10 protein-coding genes are annotated in these 12,443 nt (G+C 74.6%); 8 read left to right on the top strand and 2 right to left on the bottom strand.

Annotated features, from left to right (window positions below; genetic code table 11):
- The first annotated feature begins 46 nt into the window (after positions 1–46).
- From ACIG36_RS08630 to ACIG36_RS08650, 5 genes are all read left to right on the top strand, one after another.
- Positions 47–1,678, top strand: a complete 1,632-nt coding sequence (locus ACIG36_RS08630; RefSeq protein WP_399924191.1) for an ABC-F family ATP-binding cassette domain-containing protein — start codon at positions 47–49, stop codon at positions 1,676–1,678.
- Positions 1,679–1,712: 34 nt separating this feature from the next.
- Positions 1,713–2,372, top strand: coding sequence for a phosphoglycerate mutase family protein (locus ACIG36_RS08635; RefSeq protein ID WP_399924194.1), 660 nt, complete (start codon positions 1,713–1,715; stop codon positions 2,370–2,372).
- Positions 2,373–2,383: 11 nt separating this feature from the next.
- Entirely contained in the window at positions 2,384–3,277 is an 894-nt protein-coding gene (locus tag ACIG36_RS08640) for an ADP-ribosylglycohydrolase family protein (RefSeq protein ID WP_399924197.1), read from the top strand.
- A 77-nt stretch (positions 3,278–3,354) separates the two neighbouring features.
- Positions 3,355–4,056: a ribonuclease HII gene (locus ACIG36_RS08645; RefSeq protein WP_399924200.1), complete on the top strand. Its 702-nt coding sequence runs from the start codon at positions 3,355–3,357 to the stop codon at positions 4,054–4,056.
- A gap of 59 nt (positions 4,057–4,115) precedes the next feature.
- Entirely contained in the window at positions 4,116–4,712 is a 597-nt protein-coding gene (locus ACIG36_RS08650; RefSeq protein WP_399924203.1) for a hypothetical protein, read from the top strand.
- 61 nt (positions 4,713–4,773) lie between these two features.
- On the opposite strand, the gene ACIG36_RS08655 is transcribed toward ACIG36_RS08650, so the two are convergent.
- Positions 4,774–5,355: a hypothetical protein gene (locus ACIG36_RS08655; protein ID WP_399924206.1), complete on the bottom strand. Its 582-nt coding sequence runs from the start codon at positions 5,353–5,355 to the stop codon at positions 4,774–4,776.
- A gap of 224 nt (positions 5,356–5,579) precedes the next feature.
- A complete protein-coding gene (locus ACIG36_RS08660; protein WP_399924209.1) occupies positions 5,580–7,745 on the bottom strand; it encodes a RecQ family ATP-dependent DNA helicase in 2,166 nt (721 codons plus the stop codon).
- Between the two features lie 159 nt (positions 7,746–7,904).
- Between ACIG36_RS08660 and ACIG36_RS08665 the strand changes: the two genes are divergently transcribed.
- The 3 genes from ACIG36_RS08665 (at position 7,905) to ACIG36_RS08675 (ending at position 12,396) form a co-directional block, all read left to right on the top strand.
- On the top strand, positions 7,905–9,392 hold the full coding sequence (locus ACIG36_RS08665) for a DUF4192 domain-containing protein (RefSeq protein WP_399924212.1): 1,488 nt from the start codon (positions 7,905–7,907) through the stop codon (positions 9,390–9,392).
- A gap of 110 nt (positions 9,393–9,502) precedes the next feature.
- Positions 9,503–11,545 (top strand): glycogen debranching N-terminal domain-containing protein, encoded by a 2,043-nt coding sequence (locus tag ACIG36_RS08670; protein ID WP_399925369.1) that lies wholly within the window; start codon positions 9,503–9,505, stop codon positions 11,543–11,545.
- Between the two features lie 89 nt (positions 11,546–11,634).
- The gene (locus tag ACIG36_RS08675) at positions 11,635–12,396 is read left to right on the top strand and encodes an NUDIX domain-containing protein (RefSeq protein WP_399924215.1); all 762 of its coding nucleotides are present in this window, start codon (positions 11,635–11,637) and stop codon (positions 12,394–12,396) included.
- Positions 12,397–12,443 lie beyond the last annotated feature (47 nt).

Below are 12,443 nucleotides of genomic sequence, written 5' to 3' on the forward strand. Positions count from 1 at the left end.
GTCGTCGGCCCTGTGTCCTGCCGGTCCCGGTCCTGGAGGTCTGGTCATGCCTGCTCAGCTTTCGATGCGCGATGTGTCCGTCACCCGGGGGGACCGGCGGCTCCTCGAAGGGGTGTCCCTCTCGGTGCGGCCGGGCGAACGGGTCGGTGTCGTGGGTGAGAACGGCGCGGGGAAGTCCACGCTGCTGAAGCTGCTCGCCGGCGTCGGGCGGCCGACGGACGGCACGGTCGTGACCTCGGCCGAAGGGGGCGTCGGGTACCTGGGGCAGACGCCCGCCCTGCCCCCGGGCAGCACGGTAGGCCAGGTGATCGACGCGGCGCTCGCCGAGTTGCGTGCCATGGAACGGCGGCTGCGCGCGCTGGAGGCCGGGCTCGGTGACGCCGGGCCCGGGACACTCGCCGAGTACGGGGACCTGCTCACCGCCTTCGAGGCCCGGGGTGGTTACGAGGCCGACGCCCGCGTGGACAAGGCCCTGCACGGCCTCAAGCTCGCGCACATCGGCCGGGAGCGGCACCTGGGGAGCCTGTCCGGCGGCGAACAGGCCCGCCTCGGACTGGCCTGCCTCGTCGCCGCGGCGCCCGAGGTCATGCTGCTGGACGAGCCGACCAACCACCTGGACGGCGCGGCCCTGACCTGGCTCGAGGACAGCCTGCTGGCGCATCGCGGCACGGTCGTGACGGTCTCCCACGACCGGGACTTCCTCGAGCGCGTCGCCACCGCCGTGATCGAGGTCGACGCCGACCGGAGGACCCTCGTCCGCTACGGCGGCGGATACGCCGGGTACCTGGCGGAACGTGCCTCGGCCCGCCGCCGGTGGGAGCAGGCCTACGAGCGCTGGCGCGCGGAGACCGAGTCGCTCGCCGAGGCGGCCGAGACCACCGCCCGCGGCGTCGCCGTGGGCCGGGCCATGAAGGACGGCAACAAGATGGCGTACGACCGGAACCGGGGACGCGTCCAGTCCTCCGTCTCGAGCCGGGTGCGCAACGCGCGCGAGCGCCTGCGCAGACTCCGGGAAGAGCCGGTGCCCCGCCCGCCGGACCTCTTGCGCTTCGCGGCCCGGCCCGGGGTGGGCGCGCCCGAGGGGGAGCTGGTCTCGCTCGCCGGCGTGCGGGCCGGCGACCGGCTCACCGTTGACGCCCTCACCGTGCGCGCGGGTGAGCGGCTGCTGGTGCACGGCCCCAACGGGGCCGGGAAGTCCACTCTGCTGCGGCTGATGGCCGGCGTCGACCGGCCCGACGCCGGAACCGTCCGCCGCGCGGGCAGCGTCGGCCACCTGGCCCAGGAGATCCCCGTGGACCGGCCGGCGGAGCGGCTGCTGGACGCCTTCCGGCGCGGACTGCCGGGGGATGCCGCCGAACAGCGGGACCTGCTGTTGTCCTACGGCCTCTTCCGGGAGCGCGACCTGCACGTTCCGGTCGGTTCCCTCTCGGTCGGGCAGCGCCGCCGTCTCGGGCTCGCCCGGCTGCTGTCCCGTCCCGTGGACCTGTTGCTGCTCGACGAGCCCACCAACCATCTCGCCCTCGGCCTGGTCGAGGAGCTTGAGCGGGCCCTGGCCGAGTGGCCGGGCGCGCTGGTGATCGTCTCCCACGACAGGGCGCTGAGCAGACGCTTCGAGGGCAACAGGTGCGAGATACGCGAGGGCCGGGCGCTGTTGGCGCCGGAGGGGATGGCGGCGTGAGGCGTTCGTCGCCCGTTCGAATTAGGGTGGCGGCATGTCACGGCCCCGGCGCATCGTCCTCATCCGCCACGGCGAGTCGGAAGGCAATGTCGACGACACGGTCTACGAGCGGGAGCCCGACCATGCCCTGAGCCTGACGGAGACCGGCCGTCGGCAGGCAGAGAAGGCGGGCATCGCGCTGCGGGAGCTCTTCGGGGACGAGCGGGTCTCCGTCTATGTCTCGCCCTACCGGCGTACCCACCAGACGCTGCACGCGCTGGGGCTCGACCCGCGCCGCGTCCGGGTCCGGGAGGAACCGCGGCTGCGCGAGCAGGACTGGGGGAACTGGCAGGACCGCGAGGACGTCCGCCGCCAGAAGGCCTACCGGGACGCCTACGGGCACTTCTTCTACCGCTTCGCCCAGGGGGAGTCGGGTGCCGATGTGTACGACCGGGTGGGTGCCTTTCTGGAGAGTCTGTGGCGCAGCTTCGAGGATCCCGGCCATCCGCCGAACGTCCTCCTGGTCACCCACGGTCTGACCATGCGGCTGTTCTGCATGCGGTGGCTGCACTGGACCGTCGGCGAGTTCGAGTCCCTGTCGAACCCGGGCAACGCCGAGACGCGGATGCTCCTGCTCGGACCGGACGGGCGCTATCACCTCGACCGGCCGTTCGAGCGCTGGTGCACCCCTGAATCGTACGGCTTCACCGGTTAGAGTTCGCTGCGATGACCGCTGACCGATTCCACCGAGCCCTGGCGAGTCTGCGAGGACTGGCCGTGGGTGACGCCCTCGGCTCCCAGTTCTTCGTCCCCGCCAACTATCCGTCACTCAAGCGCCGCGAGCTGCCGCCCGCCCCCTGGCAGTGGACGGACGACACCGAGATGGCCTGCTCCGTGCTGGCCGTCCTGGCCGAGCACGGCCGCATCGACCAGGACGCCCTCGCGCGCTCCTTCGCCGAGCGGCACGACTTCGACCGCGGCTACGGTCCGGCGGTCAACCGGATGCTGCGTCTGATCAGGGAGGGCGGCGACTGGCGGGAGCTGGCCGCGGCCCTGTTCAAGGGGCAGGGGTCCTGGGGCAACGGCGCCGCCATGCGCATCGCCCCGCTGGGCGCCTGGTACGCGGACGACCCCGAGCAGGCCACCCACCAGGCCGAGATCTCCGCCTACACCACACACCAGCATCGCGAGGCCGTGGCCGGAGCGATGGCGGTGGCCGCGGCGGCGGCCCTCGCCGGTGATCCGGCCGGGGCCGTCGCGCCGGAGGCGCTGCTGGACGGGGTGATCGCTCTGGTGCCGCGCAGCGCGGTGCAGCAGGGGCTGCGCCGCGCCCGCGACATGCTCGACTACGGGGACGCCACCACCGTGGCGGCCGTGCTGGGCTGCGGGCGCCGCACCAGCGCGCATGACACCGTGCCGTTCGCGCTCTGGGCGGCGGCCCGCCATCTGGGCTCGTTCGAGGCGGCGTTCTGGACGACGGCGCAGGCCGGCGGTGATGTGGACACCACCTCCGCGATCGCGGGCGGCGTGGTCGCATCGGCGGAACGGGGTGCTCCGCCCGAGGACTGGCTGCGGCGGACCGAGGCGCTTCCCGGCTGGCTCCCGCAAGCCGCGCGCTGAGCGGAGACCGTCCGCAGAACGAGGAGTGGGGGCGGGGCGGGACAGTCCGGCGCCAGGGGCGTAACCTTACTGGCGCCATGCCCTACCAACCGCCTACCCACAGCGTCGAGCGCTCGCTCCGAGCGACGACCGGAGCAAAGATCGTCGCCGGTGTGGACGAGGTCGGCCGAGGGGCCTGGGCCGGTCCGGTCACCGTGTGCGCGGCCGTCACCGGACTGCGCCGCCCGCCGGAGGGCCTCACCGACTCCAAGCTGCTGACCCTCAAGCGGCGCGCCGCGCTCGCCGAGGTGCTGGAGGGCTGGGTCACCGCCTACGCCCTCGGTCACTGCTCCCCGCGGGAGATCGACGAGCTGGGCATGACGGCGGCGCTGCGGCTGGCCGCCACCCGGGCCCTGGAGGCCCTTCCGGTTCGGCCCGACGCGGTGATCCTCGACGGCAAGCACGACTACCTCGGGGATCCCTGGAGGGTTCGCACGGTCATCAAGGGTGACCAGTCGTGCGTGGCCGTGGCCGCGGCCTCGGTGATCGCCAAGGTGCGGCGGGACGCGATGATGGCCGAACTGGGTGCCGTCCACGCCGATTTCGGGTTCGGCGACAACGCCGGATACCCCTCGCCGGTGCATCGCGCCGCGCTGGAGGAGCTGGGCCCGACCCCGCACCACCGGCTGTCCTGGGCCTATTTGGACGCGCTGCCGAAGTGGCAGCACCTCAAGCGGCCCCGCATCACCCCCGACAACATGGCTTTGGAGGCCGGTGGCCAGCTCGGCTTCGACTTCTGAGTGGCCCAAAATGCCACCCGCCGACGCGACTCGCACCGGCGTTTGATAAATATCGACTCATGCCTCTCATCCCCGAGGAGCCTCAGATTCACGAGAGTGTCCCGGGTCCTCGCGCAGTTCCGGCCGCAGGCCGTACCGCGCCGACCCCCCGCCCTGTTCCTGGTCCCCGCCCGGCCCCGATGCGGTCCGCTCCCGGCGCGCCGCGCGGCCCGGTCCCGGCCCCGCCCCGGCGCGCCGCGCGCGAGGCAGCGGTGGACGCCCCGGCGGCCACCCCCCAGATCCAGCTGATACCCGCCTCCCCCGAGGGCGCGCTCGACGCCGCGGACGAGGCCGTCGACCTGCTGCTCGACAGCGGCCGGGCACCCGGCGAGGTCCTCGTCCTCACCACCGGCGACCCGCACCCCTGGGCGGCGCACGAGCTGTCCTTCGGTGAGGCGTCCTACTGGGCGCAGCACGACGCCGGTGACGACGTCTTCTACGCGGCCGCCGACGCGGACCGGGCCCTGGCACGTCCCGTCGTGGTCGTCGTCGTCAACGGTGGTACCGACGCGGCGGTGGCCCGCTCGCTGCCCTCGGCGATGGCACGAGCCGGTGCGCTGCTGATCGTCTGCGGCGACCCGCAGCGGGTCAACGCCCTGCTCGCGGCAGGCGTCTGACGTGTGATCCCGGTGGCCGGCCGTCCTTTTCCGGGCTGCCCGGCCGCCGTGTCCCGCCCGCTCACCGGGCCGCCGCGCGACGCCCCGCCTCGGGAGCTCCGCCGCCGGAGCCGATGCGCAGGGCAGGACAGCTGGCCGAGCACGGCCGGCGGCCGCTGCGACCCTCGCCGAGAATCTGCCAGCCGGTGCCCGTGAGGGTGATGTACGCGCCGCAGCGCAGCCCGTGCAAGGTGCAGGCGTCGCGCAGCGCCCACATCCAGGCGCCGTCCTCCTCGGTCCAATGGGACTCGCCCTCACGGCAGTAGAGCAGCACGGCGGTGCGGACCGGGGCCCGTCTGCGCAGGTCGTGCGGGATCACCCGGCGCAGCTGGGAGAGCAGCGCGTTGCGCAGCTCCCAGCCGTCCGCGGCACCCGCCCTGCGCATGAGGAACGAGGCGCTGGCCGCCAGGCGTTCGTCCGGGTGCAGGACCGCGATGACGGCCGTGGACGGCGTCGGCAGATGGCGGGCGTGCAGTCCGGTGACGAGCTCCCGCGGATTGCGCAGCAGGGGAATTCCGCACGCGGCCCATTCGGCGGGCGCCAGCAGCCTGCCCAGACGGGAAGCGGAGTCGGCGGACGGCGGTGGGACGAAGCCGAGGGCCATGATTCTCCCTTCGTCTGCACGCCCATGGTCCGGGGCGGGGATATCAGGCGGGGGCGCGTACCGCGACAGCGGTCCCGGCGTGGTGCGCGGGGGCGCGAGCGGGGATGCGTTCCAATTCTCGCGGCCCCACCGGCCGTGCGGCAACGATCGATTGGCGCCAGTGACCGGTATCCGACGGTCCGCCGTGCCGGTTCCGCTTCGTCGCGGGAACGCCCCGCCCTGGCCTACCCCTGCACCGCCAGGACCAGGGGGAACACTTCCCGCGCCCCGGATCGGCGCAGCATCCGCGCGGCCACCGCGAGGGTCCAGCCGGTGTCCGCCTGGTCGTCCACCAGCAGCACGGGCCCGTCCGCCGATGCCAGCGCTTGCGCGAGCGCCGGGGGAACGGTGAGTGCGCCGTCCAAGGCCCGCAGGCGCTGGGCGCTGTTGGTACGCGGCAGCCGGGTGTCCGCCTCGGGATCGCGGTACTCGACCGTCCCCAGGAGCGGCATGCGCCCGACCGAGGCGATGTGCTCGCCGAGCGAGCGGATCAGCCGCGGACGGGTGCGGGAGGCGACGGTGACGACGCCCACCGGGCGTGCGGGAGCGTCCGGCGCCCCGGACGCCCAACCGCCGGGACCACGAGCCCAGTCGGCCAGAACGGTCACCACGGCCTTCGCCACATCATCCGGAACTTCCGCATCCGGTGTCTGCGGTGCGAGCAGCGGGCGCAGCCGGTTGCCCCAGCCGATGTCCGACAGCCGCCCGAGCGCCCGGCCGGGAGCGGCCTGCTCGCCGGCGGGGATACGGCCCTTGAGGTCCACGCCCACGGCCGGCAGCCCCGTCGGCCACATCCGCCGAGGCTCCACCTCCACGCCGGGACGCCCCAGTTCACCCCGTGATGCGTCCAGCGCACCGGAGGACACCTCGGCGGTGAACCGGGGGCCCGCGCAGTTGTCGCACCGGCCGCAGGGAACCGCCTGATCGTCGTCCAGCTGCCGCCGCAGGAACTCCATACGGCAGCCGGTGGTCGTGGCGTACTCGCGCATCGCCTGCTGCTCCGCCTCCCGCTGGCGCGCGACCCAGGCGTACCGCTCGGCGTCGTACACCCACGGCGCGCCCGTCGCCGTCCAGCCGCCGCGCACCCGGTGCACGGCCCCGTCGACGTCGAGGACCTTGAGCATGGTCTCCAGACGGGAGCGGCGCAGGTCCACCTGGGGCTCGAGGGCGGGCAGCGAGACGGGACGGTCCGAGGACGCCAGGACGTCCAGCGTGCGGCGGACCAGGTCCTCCGGAGGGAAGGCCAGCGAGGCGAAGTACTTCCAGATCGCCTCGTCCTCACGGCCGGGCAGCAGCAGCACCTCGGCGTGCCGCACGCCGCGCCCCGCGCGGCCCACCTGCTGGTAGTAGGCGATGGGGGAGGAGGGCGAGCCGAGGTGGACCACGAAGCCGAGGTCGGGCTTGTCGAAGCCCATGCCCAGCGCGGAGGTCGCCACCAGTGCCTTGACCCGGTTCGCGAGCAGGTCCTCCTCGGCCTGCTGGCGGTCGGCGTTCTCCGTCTTGCCCGTGTACGGGGCGACGACGTGCCCGCGGCGCCGCAGGAACGCCGTGACCTCCTCGGCGGCGGCGACGGTCAGGGTGTAGATGATGCCGGAGCCGGGCAGCTCGTCGAGGTGGTCGGCGAGCCAGGCCAGCCGGTGGGCCGCGTCCGGCAGGCTCAGCACGCCCAGGCTCAGGCTCTCCCGGTCCAGCGGACCGCGCAGGACCAGCGCCTCCTCCGTGCCCTCGCCCGTGCCCAGCTGCTCGGCGACGTCGGCGGTGACCCGGGCGTTGGCCGTGGCGGTCGTCGCGAGGACGGGCACGCCCGGCGGCAGGTCGGCCAGCATGGTGCGCAGCCGGCGGTAGTCCGGCCGGAAGTCGTGGCCCCAGTCGGAGATGCAGTGCGCCTCGTCCACGACCAGCAGCCCGGTGGCGGCGGCCAGCTTGGGCAGCACGTTGTCCCGGAAGTCGGGATTGTTGAGGCGTTCCGGCGATACGAGCAGCACGTCCACCGTGCCCGCGGCGACCTCGGCCTGGACGGTGTCCCACTCCTCGGTGTTGGAGGAGTTGATCGTGCGCGCGTGAATACCCGCCCGCGCGGCCGCCTCCACCTGGTTGCGCATCAGCGCCAGGAGCGGGGAGACGATCACGGTCGGCCCGCTGCCCCGCTCGCGCAGCAGCGCGGTCGCGACGAAGTACACCGCCGACTTTCCCCAGCCGGTGCGCTGCACGACCAGCGCGCGGCGGCGGTCGGCGACGAGGGCCTCGATCGCGCGCCACTGGTCCTCGCGCAGCTTCGCCGTGCCCGTGGTGTCTCCGACGAGACGGGAGAGGACGTGGTCCGCCGAGGTGCGGAGGGCTTCGTTGGTCATGCCCCCATGCAACACGAGGGCACCGACAATGCGCGAATGGGCGGCCGTGACCTGTGGAAAACCCGGCGCGCCCCCTTATCCACAGCACTGATCGGATCATCATTCCGGAGTTATCCACAGGCCTGGCGGACCCCGGCCGGTCCACGGGACTCTCGGGCCATGACCCAGCGCGACGAATCAGCCCGCCCGAACACGCCGCCCGCCGCCCCGTCCCCCGCGTGGGACGCCCGGCCCGAGACCCAGATCACCCTGCGCAGCCCGGCCGAACTGGCCGACGCCCTCCCGTACCTGATGGGCTTTCACCCCACCGACAGCGTCGTCCTTCTCGCGCTGCACGGCGAGCGCGGCCGCTTCGGCGGCCGGCTCAGGCTCGGCATTCCGCGGAACAGTGAGGAATGGGCCGACGTCAGCCACCAGCTCGCCGAGACCCTCGTCGCGGGATGCGCCAAGCGGGGTGCGCGGCCCGACGGCATCGTCCTGTTCCTGTGCCAGGACCCCGCGCGGGAGGAGACCGGAGGCGCGGTGATGGAACGCTTGCGTCCGCTCGCCCAGAGCCTGCGCCTGGCCTGCGGGGGACTGGACGTGCCCGTGTACGAGGCCCTGTGCCTGTCCGACGGCCGGTTCTGGTCCTACTGCTGCCCCGACGAACGCTGCTGCCCGGTGGAGGGGACGCCACTGGCCCTGCCCGGCACCTCGGTGATGGCCGCAGCCGCCGCCTACGCGGGCATCCAGGTGCGCGGCACGCTCCGCGAGATGGAGGCCCGGTACGCACCCCTGACAGGACAACGGGCCGAGCGACAGGAAACGGCCCTCGACGCGGCCGCCGCCGACCTCATTCCCCGGATCCTCACCGGCACCGGCGGCGAAGTCGTCCGCCAGGAGACGCTGGATCTCGCGAGCCTGGTGGTGGAGCGGTTCCACGCGTCGCCGCCGCCCGCGGGCCGCACCGAGGCCGACGCCAGGGACGACGAGCTCCTGTCGAACGACGAAGCGGCGGCCATCGTCCTCGGCCTGCAGGACCGCACCACACGCGACCGGGCGGCGGAATGGATGGAGGGCGACCGTGCGGGGGCGGTACTACGGGTCTGGCGTGCCCTGGCCCGCCGCTGTGTGCCGCCCTACACCGAACACGCCGCCGCGCCCCTCACCCTGGCCGGCTGGGTGGCCTGGTCGACCGGCGACCACCCCGAGGCGAGGGTCGCCCTGGGCCGGGCCCTGAGCGCCGACCCCGAATATCTCTTCGCCCAGCTGCTGCACCGCGCCTGCAACGACGGCATGGACCCCGAGCTGCTGCGCCGCTGTCTGCGCACGGAACGCGACGGCCGCGAGGCGGCCGCGATGGTGGTCGACCCGGCGGCGGTGCCCGCGCACATCGCCGCGGTCATCAAGGCAGCCGTCACCGGGGCGCGGGAGCCGGACGCCGACGGCACCGGGAACACCGAGAGCGCCGGAACCGCCGAGGGGCAGTCGGATGAGCCAGGATCCGCCCCCGCCCCCGCCCCGGCCGCCAAAGGCACAGTGAGCCGCGGCCCCGGCGGATCGGGGCGGGCCGGGGCGCCGAGCGGGCCCGGCGGCTCGGCCGGGCCCGCCGGGAAGGCGCGTACGCGGCGCCGCGCCGGGCAACGGGGCGTGCGGGGGCGGCAGTGAGCCGCCCCGGGCGTGACCTCGGTACGCCCGAGGACGTTCACCTGAGTGGCCCTCACTCGTTGTCGGTCGTCCAGGTTTGTGATGCCACAGGGAGCAGACAGGTGCGAGGCATTGCCCCCAACGGTCCTCCGGTCAGCGGTCCTCCGGTCAGCCGTCCCGTCCCTCCGCAGCGGACCGGCCCGGCGCGGGCCGGCGGGCCGCAGCCCGTGCACGAGGCGCTGATCTGCGTGGCCCTGCCCGCGCTCGCCATCTCCGGTGAGCACGGCCAGCTCACCGGGAACGGCCTGGACGGGTTCTATCGCGGCGGGCGCCGGCTGCTGTCCCGCCTGCGGCTGCGGGTGGGCGGCACCGAACCGGTGCCGGTGCAGGGGCGGATGCTGGCGGCGGACCGGGCCCGCTTCGTCGGCACGGTGCGCACCGCGGCCGACGCCGGGCCCGATCCGGCCGTCACCGTCGAACGGCTGCGGGAGGCGGACGGCACCGAGCGGATCACCCTGCGCAGCGCGGCCGTCCAGGAACTGCGGCTGCCCGTCGAGGTGTCCCTGGGCACCGACCTCGCCGAGCTGGGCGCGGTCGCCGTGGGCCGGGCCGGGCCCGAGATCGCGGCCGCCGTGCACGCCTCCGGGCTGCGCTGGTCGGCTCCCGGCCTGCGGGCGGTGGTCACCGCCGAGCCCGCGCCCGGGGACGTCCTCGCCTCCGCGGGGCTGCTGTGCTGGGAGATAAAGCTGCCGCCCGGGGGAGCCCGGAGCATCGAGCTGCGGGTCCGGGCGGAACTGCCCGGCAGGCCACGGCCGCCCGAGCCGGCAGGGAGGGGAGGTGCCGCCCCTCCCTGGGGCGACGCCCAGGCGGACGGCGACGACACGCGCCCGGCCGCGCTGCTGGCGGCCGGACTCGAGGACCTGCGGGCACTGCTCGTGCGCGACCCCGCCCACCCCGGCGACGTCCACCTCGCCGGCGGCATCCCCTGGCGGTGCGGTCACCTGGCCCCCGCCGAGGCGCTGTGGGCGGCACGCATGACGCTGCCGCTGGGAGTACGGCTGGCCGCCGGGACGCTGCGCACGCTGGCGCGCACGCAGATGCCCGGCCCCGGCCCCGACCAGGGCCTGATCCCGGGCGCGTTGCGGCACTCGGGAGCACATCTGCCGCCGGGGTGCACCGGAGTCGAGGCGACGCTGCTGTTCCCGGTGGTCCTCGCCGAGGCGCGGCGCTGGGGGCTTCCGGAGCAGGAGACGCTGGCCCTGCTGCCCGCGGCCGAGCGATGCCTGCAGTGGCTGCGGACGGCCGCGGGGGACGGCGAATACCTCGCGGACCCCGCCCCGGCCGGGCCGTACCGCTGCGAGGTGCAGGCGCACGCGCACCGAGCGGCCCTGCTCGGCGCGGACCTCCTCGAGGCGTACGGCCGCCCGGATCCGCAGGCCCTGCGGGAGTGGGCGGCAGCGCTGAGGCGCCGCTTCCGGGAGGACTTCTGGACCGAGGACGTATCGGGCGGCCGCCCCCTGGCCGCCCGTACCCCGGACGGCCGCCGGATACCTCACCTGGGCAGTGCGGCGGCGCACCTGCTCGACACGGGCCTGCTCGGGGCGGGGGAGCACGCCCCGGGGCTGCTCGACAGGGTCCGCACCGAACAGCTCGCCCGGCTGTTCGGCGGCCCCGCCCTGGACTCCGGCTGGGGGCTGCGCAGCCTGGGGGCCAAGGAGCCGGGTCACAATCCGTTCGGGCACCGCAGCGGAGCCGTGCGCGTCCACGAGACGGCCGTCGCGGTGGCCGGGCTCGTCGCGGCCGGCTACGAGAAGGAGGCGGGCGGGCTGCTGCGCGGAGTGCTCGACGCGGCCGAGGCCTTCGGCTACCGGCTGCCGGAGATGTACGCGGGCGAGCAGCGCACCGCGGGTGGCGCCCCGCTGCCGCACCCGGCTGCCTGCCGTCCCGCCGCCGTCGCCGCGGCGGGCGCGGTCCAGTTGCTGACCACGCTCGCAGGGATACGCCCCGACGTGCCCGCCGGGAGCGTGACGGTCCGGCCGCCGCGGACCGCGCCGCTCGGCGAGCTGCGCCTGACCGGGCTGCGCGTGGCCGAGCAGCCGTTCGCCGTGAGAATCAGCAGGCTCGGGCTCGGCATGGTCGAGGAGGCCGCCGACGGTCTGCAGTTGGGGGTGTGAGCTTCGTGTGCGCCAGGCTGTCCGAGGAGCCGCTGACCGGTGATGTCCAAGCTCCTGATTATCGTCAAGCAGACGACTATGATCGCGTCATGCCCTACGACCCGTCGGCCTTCCCGCCCTTCGCTGTCACCGTCGACCTGGTCGTGCTCACCGTGCGGCGCCACGCGCTGTGTGCGCTGGCGGTCCGTCGCGGCGAGCCTCCGTACCAGGGCCGCTGGGCGCTGCCGGGCGGGTTCGTACGGGGCGACGAGGACCTGGCGACCGCGGCGGCCCGGGAGCTGGCCGAGGAGACCGGGCTGCACGCCCACGACCCGGCCGGGCCGGTCGTCGCCGGGGGCGCGCACCTCGAGCAGCTGGCCACCTACGGCGACCCCAAGCGTGACCCGCGCATGCGCGTGGTGAGCGTCGCTCATCTCGCGCTCGCGCCGGATCTGCCCGCCCCGCGCCCCGGCGGGGACGCGCGCAGCGTGCGCTGGGCGCCGGTGGAGGATCTGCTGGACCAGGAGGTCGGGTACGGCCGGGACGACGAGCAGGCCGCGCCGCTCGCCTTCGATCACGCCCGCATCCTGGCGGACGGCGTGGAGCGCGCCCGCTCCAAGATCGAGTACTCCTCCCTGGCCACCGCGTTCTGCCCGCAGGAGTTCACCGTCGGCGAGCTGCGCCGGGTGTACGAGGCGGTGTGGGGCGTGGCCCTGGATCCGCGCAACTTCCACCGCAAGGTCACCGGCACGCCCGGCTTCCTGGTCCCGACGGGAGGGACGACGACACGCCAGGGCGGCCGTCCGGCGCAGCTCTTCCGTGCGGGCGGGGCCACGCTGCTCAACCCGCCGATGCTGCGGCCGGAGGCCTAGGGCGCCAGTGCCACCAGGGCCGGGCCTGGCGGTCACGGTGGGCGCGA

Source organism: Streptomyces sp. NPDC053048, assembly GCF_044547045.1.
Lineage (GTDB): Bacteria > Actinomycetota > Actinomycetes > Streptomycetales > Streptomycetaceae > Streptomyces.

Bases quoted from the DNA above. Each gene is read 5' to 3' on its own strand.
- ACIG36_RS08630 (WP_399924191.1), top strand. From the start codon at position 47: ATGCCTGCTCAGCTTTCGATGCGCGATGTGTCCGTCACCCGGGGGGAC.
- ACIG36_RS08665 (WP_399924212.1), top strand. From the start codon at position 7,905: ATGACCCAGCGCGACGAATCAGCCCGCCCGAACACGCCGCCCGCCGCC.
- ACIG36_RS08640 (WP_399924197.1), top strand. From the start codon at position 2,384: ATGACCGCTGACCGATTCCACCGAGCCCTGGCGAGTCTGCGAGGACTG.
- ACIG36_RS08675 (WP_399924215.1), top strand. From the start codon at position 11,635: ATGCCCTACGACCCGTCGGCCTTCCCGCCCTTCGCTGTCACCGTCGAC.
- ACIG36_RS08655 (WP_399924206.1), bottom strand. From the start codon at position 5,355: ATGGCCCTCGGCTTCGTCCCACCGCCGTCCGCCGACTCCGCTTCCCGT.
- ACIG36_RS08645 (WP_399924200.1), top strand. From the start codon at position 3,355: ATGCCCTACCAACCGCCTACCCACAGCGTCGAGCGCTCGCTCCGAGCG.
- ACIG36_RS08650 (WP_399924203.1), top strand. From the start codon at position 4,116: ATGCCTCTCATCCCCGAGGAGCCTCAGATTCACGAGAGTGTCCCGGGT.
- ACIG36_RS08635 (WP_399924194.1), top strand. From the start codon at position 1,713: ATGTCACGGCCCCGGCGCATCGTCCTCATCCGCCACGGCGAGTCGGAA.
- ACIG36_RS08660 (WP_399924209.1), bottom strand. From the start codon at position 7,745: ATGACCAACGAAGCCCTCCGCACCTCGGCGGACCACGTCCTCTCCCGT.